Genomic DNA, 24552 nt, shown 5'->3' with positions numbered 1-24552 from the left:
TGCGGGTTGAGCGCCGAGCCGGCCGGGTTCTGCATCCAGCCATTGGCAATCAAGATCCACAGCGCCGAGAAATTCGAGCCGAGCGCGACCGCCCAGGTGGCAACCAGATGGCCGACTTTCGACAGCTTGTCCCAGCCAAAGAAGAACAGGCCGACGAAGGTCGCCTCGAGGAAGAAGGCCATCAATCCTTCGATCGCCAGCGGCGCGCCGAAAATATCGCCGACATAGTAGCTGTAGTAACTCCAGTTCATGCCGAACTGGAATTCCATCACGATGCCCGTGGCGACGCCGAGTACGAAATTGATGCCGAAGAGTGTTCCCCAGAACTTCGTCATCTGCCGCCAGATCTGGCGGCCGGTCATGACGTATGTCGTTTCCATGATGGCAAGCAGCACGGAAAGGCCGAGCGTCAGCGGCACGAACAAGAAGTGATACAGCGCCGTCATGGCGAACTGCAGGCGCGACAGCGCCACAATATCAAGTTCCATAGTCTTTCTCCCACCCCCTACGGTGTGTCTGACAGGAATGCGGCGCCATTCGACGCGCCGCGGGCATGTTGACTACCCCTCAATCCGGCCGCAGCCGATCGAGAAGCATTTCGAATTCCGGTGTGCCGCGCGCAGCCACGGCGGTGATGCGGCCATCGTCCAGTGCGACGATCCGATCGGCCAGGGCAGCCTCACGGCGAATATGAGTGGCGATGACGAGGCTGCGCCCATCGGCCACTGCGGCCAGCCGCGCAAGCACGGCGCCGGCTGTTGCGGCATCGAGACCTTCCGTCGGCTCATCAAGAAGCCAGAGCGGCGTATCGCGCAGCAAAAGCCTTGCGAGCGCTAGCCGGCGAAGCTGACCGCCGGACAGGCCGCTGCCGCCTTCGCCGAGCTGTGTTGAAAGGCCATGCGGAAGCGCTGCGATATCGTCGAGCAGACCGGCCGCTGCGAGCGCATCGAGCAACCGATTGTCATCGGCATGCGGCGCTGCCAGCTTCAGATTGCTCCGCACGGTGTCACGAAACAGCTCGCTGCGTTGAGTGAGCGTTGCATGCGGCTGGCTGGCCACCGTACCGCTCGTCGCAGTGATCTCACCCGCGAGCAAGGCGAGCAACGTCGACTTGCCAACGCCGCTTGATCCCACGATCGCGAGCCGCCCGCCGACCGGCAGCGAAAGAGAGAGATCCCTCAAGGCAGGACGAGATGCGCCTTCGTGTCCGGCGGCAACAGCATCAAGTTGGAAAGCGTAGCCAGCAATCGGTTCAATCCGCGGCCTTGAGGCTCCGGGCGGGCTCAATCGAGGTGCAATGCGCCTTGCGGCAAGAAGGGTTCGCCCGAGCTCCAGCGCTCCGCGACGCAGCGCCGCAAACGGCTCCGTGGCGGCAAAGGCGATGAGCAGCGCGAAGGCGGCGGCAGGCGCGCCGATCGTTCCCTGCCTGGCAAGCATGGCGACCACGAGCAGCGTTGCCGTCAACAAGAATGTCGACCCAAGCGAAAAGCCGGCCGCAACGCCACTGTCGATACGGTTCAAGGCGTTGTCGGCCGCGGCCAATCGCTGATCCGCCTCGACAATCGCCGTCCGCTGCGCCTGCAACTGCCCAGCCATCGCGAGATCCGACTGACCGGCCACAAGATCGATCGCGCGGGCGCGCAAGGCCTCCATCGCATGGGCGCGGCGGCGACCCGGCTTCAGGGCCAGACGCGCCGCGACGAGGGAAAGGCCCAGACAGAGCGCGACAAGCCAAACCCCTGCCAGGATGCCGAACAGCGGATCGATGAAACAGAGAGCGATCGTCACCGCGATAGCCGCAAGAACCGCGACAGCGGCCGGCACCAGCACGCGTAGATAAAGCGAATCGAGCGCGTCGACGTCATTCGTCAGCCGGAACAACAGCTTTGCCGGCCGGCGGATCATGGCCGCAGCCGCGGAAGGCTCCGCCCAGCCGCGAAACAACCTCTCGCGCAAGGCGGCAAGAACTCTAAGGGTCGCGTCATGCGTGACCAGCCGCTCGCCGTAACGGGCAGCGGTGCGGCCGATCGCGAGCAATCGTATGCCGGCCGACGGCATGAAGACGTCGAAAACCGCGGCAGTTGCGACCGTCAGACCGGCGAAGGCCGACGCGGTGATGAACCAGCCGGACAGGCCCAGCAATCCGCCGCCGGCAAGCATGGCCAGCCCGGACAAGCCGGCACCGAGCGCAAGGCTCGCGCCACGTTCGATCCAAAATAGCCTGACGAGTGGCAGCAGCGCGTTGAAGGAAGACCTCATGCTGCGACCTTCCGCTTCTGCTCGTCGAGCCGGACGATGCGGTTCATCCTTGCCGCAAGTACCGGATCATGCGTGGCGACGATCAGGATGTGGCCTGCGGCGAGCGCCAGCAGCGCATCCGTTACGGCGGCGGCCGTTTGCGCGTCGAGATGCGCCGTCGGTTCGTCCGCGAGGATGATATCGGCCCGCTCATCAACCATCATACGCGCCAGCGCCAGTCTCAGTGCCTCGCCGCCGGAAAGACCGAGCCCACCCTCGCCGACTGCGGCCACCCGTTCCGGCGTAAAGACCCGATCAAGAGCAACATCCGCGAGAGCTGACGCGACCGCTGGAGCGCCGATGCCCTCGCGCCCCAGGGCAATATTGCGCGTCACGCTGCCGGCAAAGATATGCGGCGATTGACCGATCCATGCCATGCGGCGGCGCAGTACGTCGGCAGTATCGTCGCGCAGCGGAATACCGCCGATCCGGATGATGCCGGCCTCGTGCCGCGCAAGGCCCGCAATCAGCGACAGAAGCGTGGTCTTGCCCGAACCGCTGGCGCCCCAGAGCGCCACGTGTTCTCCGGCCGCAATGGAAAGATCGAAGTGATCGATTGCGGCATCACGTTCCGGACCGTGACGGAAGACCAGGCCGTCGATCTCGACGGTGGCATCGCATGCCGGAGTAGGCGATTGCCCGTCGATGCCGCCGAGGATGGTCTGGCGCGATGAAGCCAGCTCTTTCAATGCGGAAAGTGCCGCCTCGCCGTTGGCGCGGTCGTGCCAAACGGCGGAGAGCTCACGCAGCGGCTCGAAGAAGGCAGGCGCGAGCAACAGAATGAAAAGGCCCTGTGTCAACGAGAGAGGGCCTCCCCAGGTTCCGATTTCGATCGATCCCAGGAGACTGAAGCCGACATAGACGGCCGTCGCGGCAACGCCGAGCGCGGCGAAGAATTCCAGAACCGCCGATGACAGAAACGCAATCCTCAAAACAGACATGGTGCGCAGCCGCAGCGAATCCGCATCGGCGCGCAAACGCTGAGCCGTAATATCGACGGCATCGAGCGCGCGAATGGTCGCGAGCCCCCGCAGGCGATCGAGCAGAAAGGCATTGATACCGCCGGTTTCGGCGAGCTGCTCCTCGCTAGCTGCTTTGGCGCGCCAACCGATCAGCGCCATGAAGATCGGTATGAGCGGCGCGCAAAGTACGAGGATCAATGCCGCCAACCAGGAAATCGGCAGGATGCAGACGACCATGACCAGCGGCACCAGGCTCGCTCTTATGCGGGTCGGACGGAACCGCGCGAGATAGGGAACGACCGCCTCGGCCTGCTCACCCAGCACGCTTGCCGCCAAACCGGACGCCGGCCTGCTGCTATCGAGAGGTGAGCGCACGGCGAGAGCAGCTGCTGCTGCGGTACGGCGCTTACTTAGCTCACGGCGCGCGGCCCGAAATGCCAGCCGCCCACCCGCCGCGTCCAGGCCGGCACGCAGGACGCCGATAGCAGCGACGATGGCTGCCGGAGCGGCGACATCGCCCACGCCTCCACCCCGGCTGATTGCTCCGACGCCGATGGCAAGCATCGCCGCCTGACCGATCCATCCAAGAGAGGACAGACTAAGCAGCGTCGATGCGAGGCCAAGTCCGCGACATCGTCCGGCTGTTGATTCAACCTCAGCGGCGTCGACTAACAAACTCTCCGACGAAGGCGGGAGGTGGGCCTCGCGTCTTTCCAACATTCCATCGGTGGCGGAGGAGGCTGTCACGTGAGCCCGTCCTTTCCCAGTCAGTGTCATCAAGGAGGGTCCGCCGACCAGCAAAGACCGAATAGGCCGCATCGCGGACCATCAATCTTTCGTCGAACCCAGAACGCACTTGCCGCAATCGACGATATCGGAGCCCCAATATGACTGGCTTTCTGCCTCTTGTCAGCGACAAGAATATCAGAGCCCGTCTCGCCAAGGGGTTGATCCCACGGCAAGTTGTTCGCGACATGGTTCTAAGGCAGTTTGTGCACTGCGCAAAAGCGTGCAGGATGTCGCAGGGCGCTTCCATAATGATGGCAGATTGACGCAGAAGCCCATGATATCCTTATATTGTTGCGACGACAGCCAAGCATGGTACAGCTGCTAAGTTGTTTGCACTGCAGCAAATTCTGCCGATTCTCGCATTCGTCCGGAGCGCAATCATTCGACATATCGCGCCGCCCGGTCGCCGACGAAAACCGCGACCATTTGACCTCCATTGAGGTAAATTCCACATCATGCGACCGAATCACCTGGTTGCGATCGCGGTGGCCAACTTGAAGCGAAGGAGCATCAGCCGCTGGCGCGCAGATGTGCATGGCCTTCATCTTGCTCGCATCCAGACTTGACGGATGCGGCCATTACCGATGTGTTGGACATACGTTTGCTTGTCTGGGCAAGCTTGACTGGATTGATTGCAGGCCAGATCGAAGAACTGGGTCACGCCGAGGCGCTTTTGGGAGAACGTGATGTATGACAGAATCATCTGCGCGATAGGCTTGGGCTCACGCGAGCGCGCCGAACGCCTGTTGCGCACGTCTCGCGCCCTCTTGTCCACAGGCGGCGAACTGACGGTCGCTCACATCGTCGAACGCTTTCCGCCCGGACGCGAAAATCCGGACGATTGGGCGGTTTCCGTTATCGGCGAGGCCGAAGAGAAACTCGACGCGCTGTGCAGGCGTCTTGGTATTACAGCTTCTATAGATGTGCGTATGGGCACGGCATCAAGGACGTTGCTAACCGTCGCCAATGAGCGGAATGCCGACCTCATTGTTCTTGCGACGCATACGTCCGATATTCTCGATCGCATATTCGGCTCGACGGTCGAATATGTCATCCGCCATGCAGAATGCTCCGTGCTCGTCGAACGCGCCGACAAAACGCTCCGCAACGGGACGACGAAAACGGACAGTACGAAGAAGAAGCCTTAGTGCTCCGTCATGTCGGCATATCCCGCGGGAATTTGTCGAAATATAGCGTCACCTCGGTTTGCGCTGCCGCGCAGCGGTGCTACACACCCGCTCAGACCTTAAGTCCAAGACGAGCCGAATGACAGAATCCGCCATCACCTGGAGCATCGCTGGCCTGACCGCCCTCGGTGTCGTCACGCGTCCATTCCGCTGGCCCGAAGCAATATGGGCGGTTCTTGGCGCAGCACTGCTGCTGGCCTTTCGCCTTATCGGCCCGGCGGACGTGTGGACGGGCGTCTTCAAAGGATTCGATGTCTATCTGTTCCTGATCGGCATGATGCTGCTGTCGGAGCTTGCCCGGCGCGAAGGGCTTTTCGACTGGGTGGCAGCGATCGCGACCTCGCATGCCAAGGGCTCCCCTCGTCGGCTTTTTCTGCTCGTCTATGTCGTCGGCGTGGTCGTAACGGTATTTCTGTCGAACGACGCAACGGCCGTGGTGCTCACGCCAGCCGTCTACGCAGCGTGCCGGGCGGCGCGGGTAAAGGACCCCATGCCCTACCTGCTGGTCTGCGCCTTTATCGCCAACGCCGCCAGCTTCGTGTTGCCGATCTCGAATCCGGCCAATCTCGTCATCTTCGCCGGCGGTGAGATGCCGCCCCTGTCGCGCTGGATGCAGACTTTCCTGCTGCCGTCGATCGTTTCCATCGTCGTCACCTTCGCCAGCCTCTATTGGACGCAGCGACGCGCGTTGGCTGACGATACGATTGCCCGTGATGTCGAACAGCCTCACCTCTCGTACAGCGCCCGCCTGGCTGGCTGGGGACTCGTCGTGACGGCCCTCATCCTGATCGGGGCATCCGCCATGAATCTCGATCTCGGTATACCGACATTCGCCGCCGGCCTCATCACCACCATCATCGTTCTCACACTCACGCGGCAAAATCCGCTGGAAACGATGCGTGGCATAAGCTGGAGTGTAATACCCCTGGTTGCGGGTCTCTTCGTGATTGTCGAAGCGGTCAACCATACCGGTCTTACCACTCTCCTCTCCGACAGACTCGCGCTGCTGGCGGCGCAATCCCAGGCTCAGGCGGTCGGCGCTGCCGGGCTTTCCGTCGCAATCGTCTCAAACCTCGTCAACAATCTGCCGGCCGGACTTTTTGCCGGCAGCGCGGTGCAGGCGGCCCATGTCTCTGATTCCATTGCAGGCGCGATGCTGATCGGCGTCGATCTCGGCCCCAATCTCTCTGTCACCGGTTCGCTCGCCACCATCCTCTGGCTCGCCGCTCTGCGCCGCGAGGGACTCCATATGGGAGCGCTCGCTTTCCTGAGGATCGGCGCTCTCGTGATGTTCCCGGCCCTGATCCTCTCGCTTGCGACCCTCGCACTGGTCTGACGGCAAACAACATCGGGTTTATAGACGACCGGTCGATTATTTGTTACGCACCGCTCATGGTGACAAAGAAGAAATCAGAGCTGACTCGGAGCCATATTCTCGCAATCGGGCGGGAATTGGTGTTGCGCAAGGGTTTCGGAGGCGTCGGCCTGAAGGAACTGCTCGAACAGAGCGCTGTTCCGAAAGGCTCTTTCTACTATTATTTCGCTTCCAAGGAAGCCTTTGGCTGCGCCCTTTTGAAGCAATATTGCTCCGACTATGCGGAACGGCTCGACGCGCTCTTCGGCTGGAAGGGCAACGGCCGCCAGCGGCTGATGCACTATTGGGACGCCTGGCTTTCCGACGGCGGCACGGCCAGCCTCGCCGAACGGTGTCTTGTCGTGAAGCTCGCAGCGGAAATCTCCGATCTTTCGGACAATATGCGGGTGATCCTGCTCGGCGGCGTCGAGGATCTCATTCGTCGGCTGACCAAGACAATCACCGAGGGACGCGAGGACGGTTCCATTTCACCGTCCTGCATCCCGGAAAAGACGGCTCGTTCGCTCTACAGCCTGTGGCTCGGAGCGGCGATCCTGGCCAAGCTTGGAAAAGACAAGACACCGCTCGACCAGGCCATGCTTGCCACCGAACAAGCCCTTTCGGCACCCGGCAGCCTTTGATCCAAAGCAGGACCAGCATGTCAACACGCAAGGAAAATAAAATGCGCAGTGCCATTCACGATGTCTTCGGCGATCCGGCTGCGGTCCTTTATCTGGCCGATATGCCACTGCCAGAGCCTGCCGCAGGTGACGTGCGCATTCGCACCATTCTCTCCCCGATCCATAATCACGACCTTTGGACCGTGCGTGGCGCCTATGGCTACAAGCCGATCTTACCGGCTATCGGCGGCAGCGAGGCGGTCGGCTTCGTGGATGCCGTGGGACCTGATGTCGACAAGTCGCTCATCGGCAAGCGTGTCGTTGCAGCCGGCGTCCACGGTACTTGGGCCGAGCAGTTCACGGCACCGGCGGCCAGCCTCGTCCCCGTGCCCGACGTAATTTCCGACGAAGCCGCGGCGCAGCTCATCGCCATGCCGTTCAGTGCCATTTCTCTACTGGAATCCCTCAACGTCGAGCGCGGCGACTGGATCATCCAGAATGCAGCGAATGGCGCGGTCGGAAAGACGCTGGCCATGCTGGCGCATAGCCGTGGCATACATATGATCAACCTCGTTCGCCGCGATGGCGGCATCGACGAGCTGTCCGCATTCGGCATCGGCAATGCCGTCTCGACGGCTTCCGCCGATTGGAAGCTGAAGGTGCGCGCCATGGTCGGCGATGCGCCGATCCGTGCCGCGGTGGACTCGGTCGGAGGCGTTGCGAGCAACGATCTGGCCGATCTTCTGGGCGAAAGCGGTCTGCTGGTCTCCTTCGGCACAGCGGCCGGCAAACCGATGCAGATCGCCTCAAGGGCTGTCATCTTCAAGCAACTGACGATCAAGGGCTTCTGGGGCACCAAGGTCAGCGCCGCCATGCCGGCCGAAGAGCGGCGCCGATTGATCACCGAGCTGATCACGCGCGTCGCTTCCGGCGAGGTCAAGCTGCCGGTGGAAGCAGCCTATGACATCACGGAGATTGCGGAAGCCGTAAAATCCTCGCTGGCGCCCGGCAAGGCCGGCAAGGTTCTGCTGAAACTGTAGGCCTGTCGCGATAGATCCGTCTGCCGATGCGCGTTCCGCTCAACAGGCAAGCCGATGGCTGCAACGCGCGATCGGCTTGCCCCGACATGGCGGCCTCACTCTGACGCTTTACCACTGATTCATTCTCCGAACCGTTCTTTAGATCCTGCTCAGACTTTTGCGCTATCTAACGGAAATTCTTTGTATCAGTCGGAGAGTCACCGGTGAGCGCCGTGACATTGGAAGAAGTCGATCAACAGATCCGCAAGGGATTTCGGCTCCTTCGTTTCAAACCCAAGATTGAATCGCTCTTTCTCCAGGATTACACGGCCAACCGGGTCAGGCTTGCCCCTATTTGGGCTGTTGTCGGCACCCTGATCTACGACCTCGTCTATTTTGGCGACCGCACCATGATGGCGAACGTCTTCTCGCAGCTCGTCATGGTCCGCTTCGGGATCTTTACCCCCTTTGCGCTGTTCAGCGTCCTGGCGCTCAGGCGGTGGCCGAGCGCGCTGAACTACGATCTTCTCGCCATCAGCGTGGCGGTCCTTGGCGTTTCACTGCCCATGTCGATCGCCATGCACAGCGGCAGCCCGTATCTCTTTGTCTATCAGAACGGCAATGTCGCGGCCTTTCTCTTCTTCGTCATCGCGCTCCGACCGAGGTTCGTCACGATCTTGATCGGCCTTGCGCTGATGTGCGCGGTGCAATTCACGACAACGAAACTCAGCGGCGCCTTCGACGACGTGGTCTATACGGGCATCATTACCTTCTACGTAACGCTGACGATTTTCCTGATACTCAGCGCCTATTTTACCGAGCACAAGGATCGGCTGAATTTTCTCAACCAGCTTCGCGGCAGCCTGCTGCATGTGCAGCTCGAACAGAAATCGGAGCGAGACGAACTAACCGGCCTCTTCAACCGCCATTCCCTGGAGCGCGTGCGCTCGTCGATCTGGCAGGAGAACAGCGGCGTCGCCTCGGTCGCGGCCATCATGCTCGATATCGACCGCTTCAAACTGTTCAACGACGTCCACGGCCACATGGAGGGCGACGATTGCATCCGCGCCGTCTGCCAATGCATCTCGCGGGAGATAGCCGGCAGCGGCACAGCATTCCGCTTCGGCGGCGAAGAGGTGCTGATCCTGCTGCCAAATACAGATGACCGGGCGGCTTTTGCGATCGCAGAGAAAACACGTGTCGCTATCGAAAATCTCGGCATCCGCCATCGCGGCCTGGAGGAAGGGCAGGTAATCACCGCGAGCCTCGGCATTGCCTGCGGCCAGGTCTCCCAGCGACCCTTGGAGGACCTCCTCAGAACGGCGGATGCGGCGCTCTATGAGGCCAAGCGGCATGGCCGAAACATCGTTTTCCCTTCGCAGCGCCAATCGGCGGAACTCTAGCGACGAGCGGGAAGCGGCACGATAGGGGTCAGTTTCAATGATCTCCTGCTCTCGCAACCAATCTCGAAAAATCTGAAAATCGCTCTTGTCCCTCTAGTTACTAGAGGATGTAGCAATGGTTCCAAGAGAAAATTTGGAACCGAAACATGACGTCGACAACACAACAGAGCCGCTATCGCGTGGAAGGCATGGACTGCGCTTCCTGCGCCGCGAAAATCGACACAGCCGTTCGTCGGCTGCAGGGCGTCGAAGATGTTTCCGTATCGGTCACAGCAGGCACGATGACGGTCAAGCATCTGGGCGATCCCGACTTGCTGCCCAACATCACAAAGCGGGTCACCGGGCTGGGCTATAAGCTCTTCCCGCTGCCGCAGAGCAATGTTCCCGCGCCGAAGATCGACAAGGACGATCATGCCTGCGGGTGTGGACACGATCACCATGATCACAAGTCGGATGCCCATGATCACGGCCACGATCATGACCATGACCATGACCACGCCGGGCACGACCATGATCATGGCGACCACGATCACGGCGCTCCCGGTCATCGGCATGACCATGCCGGCCATAGCCACGCCGGCGAAGAGCGCGACGCGGAGGTTCCCGGTCTTCATGGGCACGATCATGGGCCGAGCACCGGTCCCTGGTGGAAATCGGCCAAGGGCCGCCTGACGATCGCAAGCGGCGTGGCACTTGCCGCTGCCTGGGGCATCGGCAAGCTGGTTCCAGCGCTGGATGTCTGGATCTTTACCGCCGCCATGCTTGTGGGCTTGTTGCCGATCGCCCGGCGCGCCTTCATGGCCGCAAGGGTCGGGACGCCGTTCTCGATCGAGATGCTGATGACGATCGCAGCCATCGGCGCCGTCATCATCGGCGCCAGCGAAGAAGCTGCAGCCGTCGTCTTCCTCTTCCTGATCGGCGAACTGCTGGAAGGAGTTGCCGCCGGCAAGGCGCGTGCCAGCATTCAGTCCCTGACGGATCTGGTGCCCAAGACCGCCCTTATCGAGGAGAACGGCAAGACCCGCGAAGTGCAGGCCGAAAGCCTTGCCGTCCGCGCCGTCATCCTCGTTCGTCCCGGCGACCGGATTCCGGCCGACGGCATCATCCTCTCCGGCGAAAGCGCCATCGACGAAGCGCCGGTCACCGGTGAAAGCACGCCGGTGCGCAAGGGCGTCGATGCAACCGTCTTTGCCGGCACGGTCAACGGCGACGCCGCGCTGCGGGTCCGCGTAACGGCGGCGGCTGCCGACAACACCATTGCCCGCGTTGTCAAGCTCGTTGAAGAGGCACAGGAATCCAAGGCACCGACCGAGCGGTTCATCGATCGCTTCTCCCGTTACTACACACCTGGCGTCGTCGTTGTCGGCGCGCTGGTCGCGATCATCCCTCCGTTGTTCCTGGGCGGTGCCTGGGGCGAATGGGTCTACAAGGGCCTGGCGATCCTACTGATCGGTTGCCCCTGCGCTCTCGTCATCTCGACGCCGGCGGCAATTGCGGCGTCGCTTTCGGCCGGCGCCCGCCGCGGCCTGCTGCTGAAGGGCGGCGCCGTGCTCGAAAACATCGGCAAGGTCACCGCCGTCGCATTCGATAAGACCGGCACGCTGACCGAGGGCAAGCCCAAAGTCACGGACATCGTCGGCCTCGGCATGAGCGATATGGAGGTGCTGCGACTGGCTGCGGCACTCGAAACCGGCTCTAGCCATCCGCTCGCCCGCGCGATCCTTGACCGCGCTGCCGCAGCCGGAACAGAAATCCCGCAGATCATCGATGCGAAAGCAATCGGCGGCAAGGGTGTGAGCGGCACAGTCGACGGCATCGACGTGTTCCTCGGATCACCTCAGGCAGCCGCCGACACGGTTTCGTTGACCGATGAACAGTCGGCCCGGATCGCCGCGCTCAATGACGAAGGAAAGACCGTTTCGGTTGTCGTCGCCAAGGGTAGCCTCGCCGGCTTGATTGCCATGCGGGACGAGCCGCGTGCCGATACCGCTGCCGGCCTCAAGGCGCTTGAGGATGCGGGCATCAAGACGATCATGCTGACCGGCGATAACAAGCGCACGGCGCAGGCGATCGGCAAGACGCTGGGTATTCCGGTCAAGGCGCAATTGCTGCCCGAGGACAAGCAGCGGATCGTCAGCGATCTGAAGCGGCAAGGCTTCCGTGTCGCCAAGGTCGGCGACGGCATCAACGATGCGCCGGCACTGGCAGCCGCCGACGTCGGGATTGCCATGGGCGGCGGCACCGACGTTGCACTGGAGACGGCGGATGCGGCCGTGCTGCATGGCCGCGTCGGCGATGTCATAGAGATGATCGACCTCTCCAAGCGGACGATGAGCAACATCGGTCAGAACATCACCATCGCGCTCGGCCTGAAAGGTGTATTCCTGGTGACCACCATCATCGGCATCACCGGGCTCTGGCCGGCAATCCTTGCCGATACCGGCGCTACGGTGCTGGTCACGATGAACGCCCTGCGCCTGCTCGCGCTGCGGCCTCGCCGGGTAGCCGCCTAGACCATCGAAAGGCGCCGATCCATGCGTCGGCGCCTTTTTCCCTAGCCGTCTACGACAGCGTCAGGCCTTCCGGACGGAGAGATAGCGACGCGGCGACAGGCCGAAGGCCTTCCTGAACATGGCAATGAAGCTGCTGGCGCTCGCATAGCCCAGGCTGTCGGCTACCTCCGCGATCGGATTGCCGGCGCTCAGATATTCAAGCGCAAGCAGCAGCCGCGCTTGCTGCCGCCAATTGGCAAAGGACATGCCCGTTTCAGCATTGAAGAGCCGTCTCGCCGACCGCTCGGATATGCCCGCCCGCTGCGCCAGCACTTGAAAGGTCTCTTCGCTCGCTGGCGCCTGCAACACCGCATCGGCGATGCGCAGGACACGGCGGTCTGCCGGCATCGGCAGATGCAGGCTTTCGCGCGGTGCGGCCCGAACCTCGTCGAGCAAAACGGCGGCCAGCCGACGCTGCTGTGGCGTAAGCTTTTCCTCCCAGTGCCAGGTCGTCGCGCGGCGCACCAATGCGCGCAAGACCTCGCTCACGCTGAGAACACATGGTGTCGCTGGCAGTCCGGCACTGGCCGCCGGCGTCAGCAGAATACCCCAGCCGCTCAATACGCCGTTGATCCCGGCCTTGTGCATCACATCTGGCGGAATCCAGCCGGCACGCTGGGGCGGCAGCAGCCAGGAGCCATCCGGCGTGTCGACACGCACGAGCCCGCTTTCGATACAGAAAAGCTGCCCGCGAGCATGGGCATGCCAGTCATATTCCTGGGTGCCGAGACGAAAGGCGCTGCCGGGCTCGTCCGACCCCCAGAAGGCGATGAGCGGCGGCCCGTCGAGGCGGTTGCCGATATTCTCGATGTCCATGTTTCGTTTGGCCGCTTTGCAACATTTATAGTCCGAATGTCGTTATCACGTTATGGTGGCTGCGCGCTATTCTCTACTCGCAAAATCGAAGTCGAATAGTGAATGGAATAGAGAATCCATGCAGGACTTTCACGTCATCATCATCGGTGCGGGCCTTGGCGGCCTGTGCCTCGCACAGGGATTGCGGCGCGCCGGCATCCGCTTTGACGTCTATGAGCGCGATCCGGCTGCCGACAGCCGCTTGCAGGGCTATCGCATCCGGATCGATACGAACGGACAGCGGGCGCTTCAGGCTTGCCTGCCGCCCGCATTGTTCGCGCTCTTTCGGGCCACCGCCTCCAGCAGCCCGAAAGCGGGGCGTTTTCTGACCCCGCAACTTTTACCGATTGCAGGGCGTACACCGACGAGTTGGGACACTGGCGAGGGTGAAGATGACGGTGATTTGAGCGTCAATCGCCTTACCCTTCGCGAAATCCTGCTGTCGGGGATCGAGGACCATGTTCACTTCGGTCACGCATTTACGCAGTACCGCTCGCTGGAGGACGGCCGCGTCGAAGTGCAGTTCGAAGGGGTCTCCCCAGTTTCCTGCGACCTGCTCATCGGCGCCGATTGCGTGAATTCGCAGGTGCGTCGTCAATTGGCGCCTTATGCCGAACCGGCGGATACCGGCTCGATCTGCATCTACGGCAAGAGCGAACTGCCAGCGGCCGACGGTGCCGGTCCGCTTGACGACGGCACAACTGTGATTTTCGCCGATGGCTGCACGGCAATCTTCGATCTCATGCGGTTCGGCGGCGATCTCCCTGATCTCGCCGCCGATCTCGCGCCAGATTGCAGACTGACACCAGTGAAGGACTATCTCTATTGGGCATTGATCGGGCCCCGCAAGAGACTGGGGCTGGAGACATACGACCACACGCAAGACCTGCCGGTATTGCTCCGAACGGCCATGCGCGGTTGGCATCCGGAATTGAAGCAGATCATCAGCCGGAGCAAGGCGACCGCGGTTGCGGCACTGCCCGTCAGAAGCGGGCGTCCCGATGTCCTTTGGCCGTTCGGCGCAATCACACTCATGGGCGACGCCATTCATGCCATGAGCCCCGCCGGCGGGCTGGGCGCCAACACGGCGCTCGAAGACGCGCAAATGCTCGCGCAGATCCTCGCCGGGGCCGACCGCGGCAGAGAGACAAAGACGACCTGCACGGTGCTGCTCGACTACGAGGCAGACATGCGGGAACGGGCGGCCCGCGCCATCGACACCTCGGAACGAGGTGCCGCGATGCTGTTTGCTGCCATGACCGACAAAATCGCTTGAGGACGACACCATGACAATCGATGCAACGACCTTCGCCTTCCACGACGTTTCCCTGTGGCCGATCGTGCGACATTCCGCGGCGGCTGCACAGCCGGGCTATTCGAAACAATGGGAACGCGAGATGGATGCCCTGCTTGCCCTCTCCATGCCCTTCGTCGTCATCATGGAAGGCGACGAGCAGGCGGAAGAGCACGAGGATCGCAAGGCGCGCGGCATATGGCTGAAGAAGAACAAGACGGCGCTTGCAGCGGTCTGCAAGGCGGTCATCGGCATCGAGGCCGGCGCCATCAAGCGCGCCGCCATGCAGCTGCAGATGAATCTGGCAACCAAGGCCTTCGGCATGAGAATGGAGATCGTCGCCTCCAAAGAGGAAGCGATGCAGCTTGCAGAGCGGATTCTCGAAGGAAGCGATACGGCAAATTCTCTTGCCGGCTAACTGATGTAATAGCTTGCGATGCTTTCGAGACAAAGACGAGCCGGACCGGCTGGGCGCAAGCTCGGCCGATCCGGTTTAGGGATGCGTGACAGCGACGATGATCAAGATGCCGACCGGCGCAGAAGCGCGGGCTCTTTCCACCCGAGCTCCGGGGCGATCGATGTCACGAAATCATGGAGAATCTGCCGGTACTCCTCGTCGTGAAATTCGTAGGGCAGTTCCAGCCGGAATTCGCCGACATAGGGCAAGATCGGATCTTTGCGCAAGCGCTCGAGAATCTCGTCCGACGAACCGACGATATCGCGGGCAAAGAGCGTGCGCCGCTCGCCTTGCGGCGAAAGCGTGCGTTCGTAGCGGCCGGCGGCATAGTCGGTATAGCGCTTGCGGGTGACTGCATCGGCACTGTCGAAGGGCACGATGACCCGGCCGAGCGCCACCCGCCTCCTCTCGCCACCGGAGGCGCGATAGGTTTCCACCTGCCGCGATTGCGCGACGAAGAAATCGTCGGTCTCCTCGCCGGTAGTGACATTGCCGATCAGCAGATTGAAGCCGTTGCGTCCGGCCCATTCGGCCGAGCGCAGCGAGCCGCCGCCATACCAGATGCGATCGATCAACCCTTTCGCAAAGGGCTGGAGACGCGGGCGTTGCGGACCGAACGGCGTCTTGATGACCGTGTCATGATTGCCGAGATAGGCGCCTCTCAGATTGTCGGCAAAGCGCAGAACTCTCTGATGGGAAAAATCATGGCTCTCCCAATCGCCGTCGAAAGCAAGTGGTCCGATCAGATCCGCATGCAGCGGGCGCCCGGCGCTCAGGCCGATATTCAGGCGTCCGCTCGAGAGGACATCCACGGTCGCCAGATCCTCGGCAAGCCGATAGGGGCTTTCATAGCCGATCGGTATGACAGCCGTTCCAAGCTCGATGTGACGCGTACGCTGTGTCGCCGCAGCCAGGAAAGCGCTGGCGGAAGAAATGCCGGGTTCAAGATGGCGCTGTCGAACCCAGGCGCTGTCAAATCCTCTCTCCTCGCCATATTCGAGCAATTGCAGGGTCTGCTCCAGACCGGCTAGCGGATTTTCGTCCGGATAGTTTCCTGGCGTGAGAAAGCCGATGTGGCTGATCGACGGGGCTGGGTGGCTCATGTGGCTATCTCCTCAATATTTCGGCAGGCCCGGCGGATTGGTTTCCGACGTCGGCAATGCTTCTTCGGCAAGGCGCCAATGGTCGAGGATCTTGGCGTAAGTGCCACCCTTGATCAGCCCGTTCGTGGCGAGGGTCAACGCAACAGCCAATCCGCTGCCCTTGCGCGTCGTGATCGCAACATCCGAGCGATCCGGCCAACCAGCGCTCAAGGTGCCCACACCTTTGATGTTCTTGTCGCGCGCGGCGATATAGACGAGCTGGGCGTGCGGTTGCACGATGACGTCGGCTCGATCCGAGCGGAGCGCGAGCAGGCTTGCCGCGTCGTCGTCATAATATTGCAGCTCTATCGGCTTCAGGCCGGCCTTCACATCCTCATCGCTCCATTTCAGCAGAATGCGCTCCTGATTGGTACCGGCGCCGACGATGATGCGCAGACCCGCTGCATCCTTCGGCTCCTTGATCGACGTGATCTTGCTGTCACTCTTGACGAAGAAACCGTGCAGGCCCTGGCGATAGGTGGAAAAATCGAACTTTTCCTTGCGCTGCTCGGTAACGCCGACATTGGAGATGACAGCATCGTACTTGCCCGAGGTCAGCCCGAGCGGCCAATCGACCCAGGCAACAGGCACGAGCTCGAGCTTCAAGCCAAGCGCATCGGCAACGGCGTAGGCGTAATCGGGATCGGCGCCGACAACGGTCTTCGCATCCGTTGCATAGGTCGCGAGCGGCGGACCGCCCGGTGCGACCGCCACGGTGAAGGTGCCCGGCGTCACGAATCTGAACTGCTTCGGGATCGCGATAATCGCCGCTTCGTTCTTTGTCGCGTGAATGCGGCCGGGCTGTTCCGGGCTGAGATCGAATTCGTCGGCCGCCTTTGCAACGCCAAATCCAATCAGGGAAATCGTCGTGACTGCAGCAAATATGATTTTGAGATTAGGAAGAATGAACACGAACGGGTAGCTCCATGGATAAAACAGAGAGCGAACCGGCGCGGGCCCCACCAACGCCGGTCCGCTCAGCCAACATTACGAACCGCTCTTCGGCAGGCCCGCAGGGTTGGTCTTAGATTGATCGACCCCTTCGGCGGTCAGGCTCCAGTGCTTTAGCACTTCGCCATACTTGCCGTCCTTGATCAGATCATTGAGTGCGAGGGTAATGGCGTCGGCAAGACCCGCGCCCTTCTTCGTCGTAACGGCGATTTCGGCCGTCAGCGGCCAGCCGCCGGAGACGATGCCGACAAGCTTTCGTGTGCCGTTGATGGAAGCGTTGTAGGCCTGCGTCGCATTCGGATTGAACTCGATGTCGGCTCGGCCGGACTGCAGCGCGAGATCGGCCGCGGCACGGTCATCGTAATATTGCACCTCGATGGGCTTCAAGCCGGCCGCCACATTCTGCCGATCCCATTCGAGGATGATCTTTTCCTGGTTTGTCCCGGCGCCGGTGATCACCTTGAGGCCGGCGACATCCTTCGGCTCCTTGATCGCGGTGATCTTGCTGTCGGCTTTCACGTAGAAGCCGAGCACATCCTTGCGGTAGGTCGAGAAATCGAACTTCTCCTTGCGTTCTTCCGTGACCGTCACGTTAGAAATGACGGCGTCGTACTTGCCGGAGGAGACGCCGAGCGGCCAGTCTTCCCAGGCGACCGGCACCAGCTCGAGCTGAAGTCCGAGGGAGTCGGCGATCAGCTGCGCAATATCCGGGTCGGCGCCGACGACCGTCTTCGCGTCGGTAGCATAGGTGGCGATCGGCGGATCCCAAGGGTTGATGGCTACAGTGAATTTGCCTGGATTGATGAACTTGAAACCGGGTGCGATCGCCTTGATCGCCGCCGCGTCTTTCTCCGCACGGACGCGATTGGACGTGTCCGGGCTCAGGTTGAACTTCTCGGCCGCACCTGCCGCGGTGCAGCTCATCGCCACGGCAGTCAGAACGCCCGCAACGACATACTTTGCTCTCTCGATGAATGTCATTTCCCTTCTCCTTTTCAATTATAGGTTGTTTATGTGAGCGTGTTGATAGTTACGCCTGCTGGGTCAGAGCGTCGAATGCCTGCTACCCTTAGAGAACCTTGGCGAGGAAGGCGCGAGTGCGGGGATGCCTCGCATCGTTGAAGACCTGTGTCGGAGATCCCGCCTCAACAACGTGTCCGCTTTCCATGAAGATGACGGTGTCGGCGACCTCCCGGGCGAACCCGATTTCGTGCGTGACGATCACAAGGGTCGTGCCGGTGCGCGCCAGCTCCTTGATCACGTCGAGAACTTCGCCGACGAGTTCCGGATCGAGTGCCGAGGTCGGCTCATCGAACAGCAGCACCTTCGGTCGCAGCGCCAGAGCTCGGGCGATGGCGACACGTTGCTGCTGGCCGCCGGAGAGCTGGCGCGGGTAGGCATCGATCTTGTCGCTGAGGCCGACGCGGGCAAGCAGTTCCTGCGCATAGGCAATCGCTTCATCGCGGCTCAGTCCGCGCACCTGGATAGGCGCCTCGATAATGTTTTCCAAAACAGTGAGATGCGGGAAAAGGTTGAAGTTCTGGAAGACCATACCGATGTCGGTTCGGCGTTTCAGAATGTCCTTTTCCTTGAGCTCGTAGAGTACGTCGCCCTTCCGTGTGTATCCGACAAGTTCGCCGTCCACGGAGATAAAGCCGCGATCGACACGTTCCAGGTGATTGATGGCGCGCAGCAGCGTCGATTTTCCCGAACCAGAAGGGCCTATGACTGCCGTCACGCTGCCGGCTGGCAGGTTGAGCTCGATATCGTCGAGGACCTTCAGCGTGCCGAAGCTCTTCGAAATGCCGTGGATGCGCACGGCCCCGCCCTTGGCGCGCCAGTCGGCGGCATTTTTCTGGCTTCCAAGGGTTACGCCGCCTGCCCTTGCAGATGTGACAGTCGGCGCACGGCGCAGCCGCTGAAAATAGGACTGGAACGGCAAGGGCGTCGGATTGCGCACCGCGCCCCTGGAGAAATAGCGCTCGATATAGTGCTGCGCGATCGACAGCACCGTCATGATGACGAGATACCAGACCGTCGCCACCATCAGCAGCGGAATGACTTCCAGATTGCGGCGATAGATGACCTGCACCGTGTAGAAGAGTTCCGGCAGGGCGAGCACGTAGACCATGGAGGTGCTCTTGGCGAGGCCGATGATCTCGTTGAAGCCCGTGGGCAGGATGGAGCGCATCGCCTGCGGCAGAACGATACGGAAAGCCTGTCTGCGGCGAGACAGACCAAGGGACGCGGCCGCTTCCAACTGGCCCTGATCGACCGACAGGATGCCACCGCGAACGATTTCTGCGAAGAAGGCAGACTGGTTCAATGTCAGACCGAGGAAGGCGGCCGCAAACGGCGTCAGGAGCTGCGTGGTCGGATAATCGAACAGAACCTTGTCGGTGAAGGGAACGCCGATGCTAATGGTTTCATAGAGATAGCCGAGATTGTTGAGAACCAGCAGCAACACGATCATCGGGATCGAGCGCAGCAGCCAGATGTAGCCCCAGGAGAGGCTTGCGAGCAGCGGCGACTTCGAGACACGCGCCAGCGCCAGCGCGGTTCCGAGAATGGAGCCCGACACCGCCGCAAGCGCGGTCAGAAGCAATGTCCTGCCGAGACCCACCAGCACCGGTTCCGCAAAGAACCATTCGGCAAAGACACCCCAACCCCAACGCGGATTGGTGAAGGTGGAGTAGAGGACGACCGCTATGACGAGCGCGGCAAAGATCGTGCCGGCGGCGCGTCCAGGGTGCCTCGCGGGCACGATGCGATAACGCGAATAATCAGTCTTCGTCTCTGCGGTTTCAGTGCCTCGATCGACACCCGCAAAATCCGTCGTCAGCGCCATGATGCGTATCCCTTATGATTATGATTGATGCTGTCCGCCGTCATCGGCCGGCAGCGGCCAGGCGCTGCTGCGAGCCGGAGGCTTCGGCGACATAGGACAAGGCCAGGTGGCTGATATCCTTCTCGAAGGGCAGGCTCTTGTAGACTTCCGGATCCACCGAAGTGTCGAAGAGTGCTGTGTAGCCATTGGTGAGATAGAGGCCGACCGCCTCGGGCTGCCGGAAGCCTGTCGTCAGGTAGATACGGCGATAGCCCTGCCGTCCTGCCTGCGCTTCCAGTTCCACCAGCAGCTTCCGTGCCAATCCCTGACGACGCAGGTCATGCCGGGTCCAGATCCGTTTGAATTCCGCCGTCTGATCGTCGTAGTGCTTGAATGCCCCGCCGCCGATCGTTTCGCCATCCCGCAAGAGGAGCAGGAAGTTGCCATTCGGCGGTGCAAAAGCTTCCGGCGGATAGCGGTTCAGTTCAGCCGCCGCCCCCTCGGCATTGAAATAGGTGCCGTAACGGCTGTCATATTCATGGATCAGTTCGTCGATCAGCGGCTTGGCGCGCGGGTCCAGCGTGGTCGTATAAAGAAACGTGTCGCTCATGTCGTTCGTCACCCGTTGTCATTCGCGAGGAAGGTTTCGGTGAGCCGTACCCAGTAGCGGGCCGCCGGTGCGATGATGGCGTCGTTGAAGTCGTAGCGGGCGCTGTGCAGCGGCGCGCTGTCGCCATTGCCGACGAAGAGATAGCTTCCAGGCTTGGCCTGCAGCAGGAAGGCGAAATCCTCGCTTGCTGTGCGCGGCCGGAAATTTGCCTCCACGACGGAGGGTCCGAACGCCTGCAATGCGACATCGCGGGCGAAATCGGTTTCTTCCGCGTGATTGAAGAGCGCGGGAAAACCAAGGCGATAGTCGACGTCAGCCATCGCGCCGAAGCTTTCCGCCTGGGCACGCGCCAGCGCGACAATCCGCTCCTGCAATCTGGCGCGCACCTCTTCATTGTAAGCGCGCATGGTCAGCTTCATCTCGACGCTTTCCGGGATGACGTTGGAAGCCGAACCGGCGTGAATGGAGCCGACCGTCGCAACCGCCATCTCCTGCGGATCGATATTGCGTGAAACGACGCTCTGAAGGGCGGTGATGAAAGAGGCCGAAGCCAAGACGGGGTCGACGGAACGATGCGGTTCAGCACCGTGGCCGCCCTTTCCGACGATCCTGATGACCGCCTTGTCGACGGAGGCCATAGCCGGACCGGCGACGAAGCCGAATTGCCCCGCCGGCACGCCGGGCCAATTGTGCAGGCCGAAGACGGCATCGACCGGGAAGCGATCGAAAAGCCCTTCCGACAGCATCTTGCGCGCACCCGCGCCAATCTCCTCGGCCGGCTGGAATATCAGCCGCAGGGTGCCGCTGAAGCTGCCGCTTTCGGCGAGATAGCGGGCAGCGGCCAGCAGGATCGACGTATGCCCGTCATGCCCGCAGGCATGCATGACGCCGGGGTTGCTGCTAGCATAGTCAAGCCCGGTCGCCTCTTCGATCGGCAGAGCATCCATATCGGCGCGGATGCCGATGCTGCGGTTCCCATCGCCTCGCCTCAAGGTCGCGACAACGCCTGTGCCGGCTATGCCTGTCGTGACCTCGTAGCCCCAATCACCAAGCAGCGCCGCCACCTTCTTGGCGGTTCGGTGCTCCTGAAAGGCAAGCTCGGGATATTGATGCAGATCGTGCCGCAGCTCGATGATCTCATCGAGATAGGCGGCAATGCCCCTCTCGACTGGGTCACTAATCGAAGCAGTCTTGATAATGGCGTTCATGGTCGTCATCCCGGCTCAGGCGCCAACGGCCTTTGCTGATACGATGCTCTCCGGCTGCGCGGCATAACGGCTGTCGCGGAATGGCAGGCCTAGGTGGTCACGCAGCGTCTCGCCCTTTAATACCGGGTCGAAATAGCCGCGCTCGGTGAGGATCGGTAGGACGTGCCTGGAGAAATCGCTGAAACCTTCACCGATCACCGGGAATCCGAGGATGAAACCGTCGGCGCCTTCTTCATCCACCCAGCGGATGATCTCGCCGGCAATGTGTTCCGCCGTGCCGATGAAGGCGGTGCGCGGCGTTGCCGCATCGAGCGCCACCTCGCGCAGGGTCAGCCCCTTTTCCCGCGCGGTTTTCTTGATCCGGTCGGTGGTTGCGCGGAAATTGTTGCGGCCGATATCGCCGAGATCGGGGAACTGTTCATCCAGCGGATAGGCGCTGAAATCGTGATGATCGAAGAAGCGGCCGAGATAGGCGAGCGCTTCTTCAATGGTGACGAGATTGCGAATCTTCCGGTACTTGGCTTCCGCCTCCTCCTGCGTCGCGCCGACGATCGGACCGATGCCCGGAAAGATGCCGACATCGGCGGCACTGCGGCCATGCGCGATCGCGCTCTGCTTGACCTGCTTGTAGAATACCTTGGCATCTTCGAGCGGTCCGCCATTGGTGAAGACGGCGTCGGCATGCTTGCCGGCAAGACGAATGCCGGAATCGGAAGCACCGGCCTGAAAGACAACCGGCTGCCCCTGCTTGGAGCGGCCGATATTGAGAGGGCCCTCGATCCGGAAGAAGCGGCCTTTGTGGTTCAGGCGGTGCAATTTGGACTTGTCGGCGTAGACACCGGTTTCGCGACTGCGGACGAAGGCATCGTCATCCCAGGAATCCCACAGGCCCTTGATCGCATCGAGATATTCGTCGGCGATCTCGTAGCGCAACTCGTGCTCGGGATGTTCGCGGCTGTAATTGCGACCCGAACCTTCGAGCGGCGACGTCACCGCGTTCCAGCCAGCGCGACCGCCGCTGATGAGATCGAGCGAGGCGAACTGCCGGGCGATGGTGAAGGGGTCGCTGTAGGAGGTCGAAACCGTGCCGACGAGGCCGAGCTTCGTCGTAAAGGCGGCAAGCGCCGAAAGGATGGTCAGCGGCTCGAAGCGATTGAGGAAATGCGGGATCGACTGCTCGTTGATGTAGAGCCCGTCCGCGACGAAGGCGAAGGCGATGCCCGCCTCCTCCGCCTGCCGAGCCGTTTTGACGAAGAAGTTGAGATTGGTGCTGGCGTCGGCGGGGACGCTCGGATGCTTCCAAGCATTCATGTGGCTGCCTGGGCCTTGCAACATAATACCGAAGGTGACGTGTTTTTGAGCCATGATATCCTCCTGGGACAGGCCGCTCAGGCAACGAGGGAAAGGCGCTCTTTGGCGAGCAGTTCTATGGAGTTGAGCCGTTCGGCTGCGGTCAGCGCAGGCGTGTCGAGCACGAATTCCTCGACGCCGTAGCGGCGATGGAGCGCGTCAAGTTCGTCGCGGATGCGCGCTGCGGTGCCATGCAATACGCTTGGCACTTTCTCCTCGGTCCGAAAGTCAGAGAAACCTGCCTGTCGGGCAAATTCCGCAGCCTGCTCCTGCGAGCCGACATTGACGCTCTGACCATTGGGCAGGAAGAGCTTGACGATGCGCAATTGGCCGACGCGCTCGCGGGCGTAGGCTTCGCTTTCGGCGGCAAAAGCGGCGAGTGCCAGTATCGGAACCTTGCCGCCGGTCGCCTGATCGTAGGCTTCGAAAGTCTTCCGGAGATTTTCGGGATCGCCATTCAGATGCCCGGCGAATACCAGTCTCCAGCCTTTCTCCGCGGCAAGCTTTGCGCTTTCGACGCTGGCTCCAAGAAGGAAGCGCTCCGGCGAACTCGGCGGGAACGGCGTAGCCAAGGCGCCATCGGCATGAGGATCTGCCGCGAGATAGGTATTTATATCCGACAGCTGATCGGCGAAATCGGGCTTCTTCTCGGGATCGAAGGCGAGTTGTAGCGCCCGGGTCGACAGCGGGAACCCGCCCGGGGCCTTGCCGACGCCGAGATCGATGCGGCCGGGCGCCAGCGACGCCAGGAGATTGAAGGCCTCAGCAACCTTGTAGGCGCTGTAATGCTGCAGCATCACGCCGCCGGAGCCGAGACGGATCTTCGAGGTTCTGGCCAGAAGATAAGCAATCAGAACCTCCGGCGCGGAACTTGCCAGGTTCGCCATATTGTGGTGCTCGGCAAGCCAGAAGCGATGGTAGCCCAGTTCTTCCGCCCTGATCGCCAGGCGCGTCGTGGCGCCGAGTGCATCGGTGGCGCTAAGCCCCTGTTCGATCGGGCTCTTGTCGAGGAGGCTGAGAAGATAAGACATGCCGTTCATCCATGTTTGCGCCCATGCCGACTGTTCGTCGCATAGTCTATAAAAAACATAGATTTTAAGTTATTTAAGAAACAGCTTTCTTTTTCTTTCGCCGGATGGGGAAAAATTCGGTGGTTGCTGGAAGATTGTGGATGGGGTCGTAACAAATGTCACCCCAACCGGGATTAGGCGACCACTTGCGCCCTTAAAAATGTCACGGACGAATAGCTGCCGCGAAATGGGGCTTTGCGTCAGAAGGTCGAAAGAGGAAACTGCGTCTTCCGATTCAAATGGTTAGAGGTTCGAAGTCTATTGGGTTCGGCAATTGTTCAGTTTCACGACGCTCTGATCCAGATTTGCGTCTTGGTGAATCCGCGTTGGTTTGGGCCTAAGAGCCTAGGTTTGGTAGTTTTTCCGCGTTATGTGTGAGCCTGATGTATGGGACGCCCATCCGGTGCCATTCCATTATGGCTATCATTCCAAGGCTGCGCTGTCCTCTATGATCAAACTAGTACCCCCTACAGGTTTGCGCCTAGGGGCGTCGCCTTAGTAGTTTCTTCGCTGTCCGACATCAGCGCCCTTGAGACAGAATTGGTTTAATTGAGAAGAGAGGATTTTCGGCTCATCGTAGCTCTATCAAAGGAAGCGAAGATGA

At 61.3% G+C, this 24552-nt stretch carries 20 protein-coding genes; 8 read left to right on the top strand and 12 right to left on the bottom strand.

Translation table 11 applies throughout. From position 1 onward, the window contains the following. The 3 genes from BJ928_RS37120 to cydD all read right to left on the bottom strand — a co-directional run. On the bottom strand, positions 1-488 hold a 488-nt coding region (locus BJ928_RS37120), incomplete at its 3' end, for a cytochrome ubiquinol oxidase subunit I (RefSeq protein WP_183079516.1). A gap of 79 nt (positions 489-567) precedes the next feature. Next, complete coding sequence (cydC, locus tag BJ928_RS37115) at positions 568-2259, bottom strand: thiol reductant ABC exporter subunit CydC (protein WP_047636868.1); 1692 nt, start codon at positions 2257-2259, stop codon at positions 568-570. Beyond that, the gene (gene cydD, locus BJ928_RS37110; protein WP_082012054.1) at positions 2256-3980 is read right to left on the bottom strand and encodes a thiol reductant ABC exporter subunit CydD; all 1725 of its coding nucleotides are present in this window, start codon (positions 3978-3980) and stop codon (positions 2256-2258) included. Before cydD ends, cydC begins: the two co-directional genes overlap by 4 nt. Positions 3981-4735: 755 nt before the next feature. Between cydD and BJ928_RS37105 the strand changes: the two genes are divergently transcribed. The 6 genes from BJ928_RS37105 (at position 4736) to BJ928_RS37080 (ending at position 12145) form a co-directional block, all read left to right on the top strand. Beyond that, entirely contained in the window at positions 4736-5197 is a 462-nt protein-coding gene (locus BJ928_RS37105; protein ID WP_047636870.1) for a universal stress protein, read from the top strand. Positions 5198-5315: 118 nt separating this feature from the next. After that, complete coding sequence (locus BJ928_RS37100) at positions 5316-6572, top strand: arsenic transporter (protein ID WP_047636871.1); 1257 nt, start codon at positions 5316-5318, stop codon at positions 6570-6572. Positions 6573-6628: 56 nt separating this feature from the next. Further along, positions 6629-7231: a TetR/AcrR family transcriptional regulator gene (locus tag BJ928_RS37095; protein ID WP_047636873.1), complete on the top strand. Its 603-nt coding sequence runs from the start codon at positions 6629-6631 to the stop codon at positions 7229-7231. A gap of 41 nt (positions 7232-7272) precedes the next feature. Continuing rightward, positions 7273-8250 (top strand): zinc-binding dehydrogenase, encoded by a 978-nt coding sequence (locus BJ928_RS37090; protein WP_047636874.1) that lies wholly within the window; start codon positions 7273-7275, stop codon positions 8248-8250. A 203-nt stretch (positions 8251-8453) separates the two neighbouring features. Next, on the top strand, positions 8454-9632 hold the full coding sequence (locus tag BJ928_RS37085) for a GGDEF domain-containing protein (protein ID WP_047636876.1): 1179 nt from the start codon (positions 8454-8456) through the stop codon (positions 9630-9632). Between the two features lie 146 nt (positions 9633-9778). After that, positions 9779-12145 carry a heavy metal translocating P-type ATPase gene (locus tag BJ928_RS37080; protein ID WP_047636878.1) on the top strand — a complete coding sequence of 789 codons (2367 nt, stop codon included), beginning with the start codon at positions 9779-9781 and terminating at the stop codon, positions 12143-12145. A 60-nt stretch (positions 12146-12205) separates the two neighbouring features. Here BJ928_RS37080 and BJ928_RS37075 read toward each other — a convergent pair whose 3' ends face one another. Further along, the gene (locus tag BJ928_RS37075; protein ID WP_047636880.1) at positions 12206-13000 is read right to left on the bottom strand and encodes a helix-turn-helix transcriptional regulator; all 795 of its coding nucleotides are present in this window, start codon (positions 12998-13000) and stop codon (positions 12206-12208) included. A 118-nt stretch (positions 13001-13118) separates the two neighbouring features. On the opposite strand from BJ928_RS37075, the gene BJ928_RS37070 reads away from it, so the two are divergent. Then, on the top strand, positions 13119-14315 hold the full coding sequence (locus BJ928_RS37070) for an NAD(P)/FAD-dependent oxidoreductase (protein ID WP_047636882.1): 1197 nt from the start codon (positions 13119-13121) through the stop codon (positions 14313-14315). A 10-nt stretch (positions 14316-14325) separates the two neighbouring features. Continuing rightward, positions 14326-14751: a hypothetical protein gene (locus BJ928_RS37065; protein ID WP_047636884.1), complete on the top strand. Its 426-nt coding sequence runs from the start codon at positions 14326-14328 to the stop codon at positions 14749-14751. Positions 14752-14852: 101 nt separating this feature from the next. Here the strand turns inward: BJ928_RS37065 and BJ928_RS37060 are convergent, their stop codons facing one another. The 8 genes from BJ928_RS37060 to BJ928_RS37025 all read right to left on the bottom strand — a co-directional run bounded on the left by BJ928_RS37060 (position 14853) and on the right by BJ928_RS37025 (position 23909). Then, positions 14853-15893 (bottom strand): LLM class flavin-dependent oxidoreductase, encoded by a 1041-nt coding sequence (locus tag BJ928_RS37060; RefSeq protein ID WP_047636885.1) that lies wholly within the window; start codon positions 15891-15893, stop codon positions 14853-14855. Positions 15894-15905: 12 nt separating this feature from the next. Beyond that, positions 15906-16820, bottom strand: a complete 915-nt coding sequence (locus BJ928_RS37055) for an ABC transporter substrate-binding protein (protein ID WP_047636892.1) — start codon at positions 16818-16820, stop codon at positions 15906-15908. Between the two features lie 99 nt (positions 16821-16919). After that, positions 16920-17864 carry an ABC transporter substrate-binding protein gene (locus BJ928_RS37050; RefSeq protein WP_047636886.1) on the bottom strand — a complete coding sequence of 315 codons (945 nt, stop codon included), beginning with the start codon at positions 17862-17864 and terminating at the stop codon, positions 16920-16922. A gap of 88 nt (positions 17865-17952) precedes the next feature. Further along, the gene (locus BJ928_RS39785; protein ID WP_082012053.1) at positions 17953-19731 is read right to left on the bottom strand and encodes an amino acid ABC transporter permease/ATP-binding protein; all 1779 of its coding nucleotides are present in this window, start codon (positions 19729-19731) and stop codon (positions 17953-17955) included. A 40-nt stretch (positions 19732-19771) separates the two neighbouring features. Continuing rightward, positions 19772-20320: a GNAT family N-acetyltransferase gene (locus BJ928_RS37040; protein ID WP_082012055.1), complete on the bottom strand. Its 549-nt coding sequence runs from the start codon at positions 20318-20320 to the stop codon at positions 19772-19774. 8 nt (positions 20321-20328) lie between these two features. Further along, entirely contained in the window at positions 20329-21528 is a 1200-nt protein-coding gene (locus tag BJ928_RS37035) for a M20 aminoacylase family protein (RefSeq protein ID WP_047636890.1), read from the bottom strand. A 15-nt stretch (positions 21529-21543) separates the two neighbouring features. Continuing rightward, a complete protein-coding gene (locus BJ928_RS37030; RefSeq protein WP_047636891.1) occupies positions 21544-22893 on the bottom strand; it encodes an LLM class flavin-dependent oxidoreductase in 1350 nt (449 codons plus the stop codon). Positions 22894-22916: 23 nt separating this feature from the next. Then, the gene (locus tag BJ928_RS37025; RefSeq protein ID WP_047636896.1) at positions 22917-23909 is read right to left on the bottom strand and encodes an LLM class flavin-dependent oxidoreductase; all 993 of its coding nucleotides are present in this window, start codon (positions 23907-23909) and stop codon (positions 22917-22919) included. Positions 23910-24552: the final 643 nt, after the last annotated feature.

This window comes from Rhizobium sp. WW_1 (assembly GCF_003610155.1).
Lineage (GTDB): Bacteria > Pseudomonadota > Alphaproteobacteria > Rhizobiales > Rhizobiaceae > Rhizobium > Rhizobium tropici_A.
Note: the sequence above shows the minus strand (reverse complement) of the source record. Positions and strands in the feature narration are given on the sequence as shown.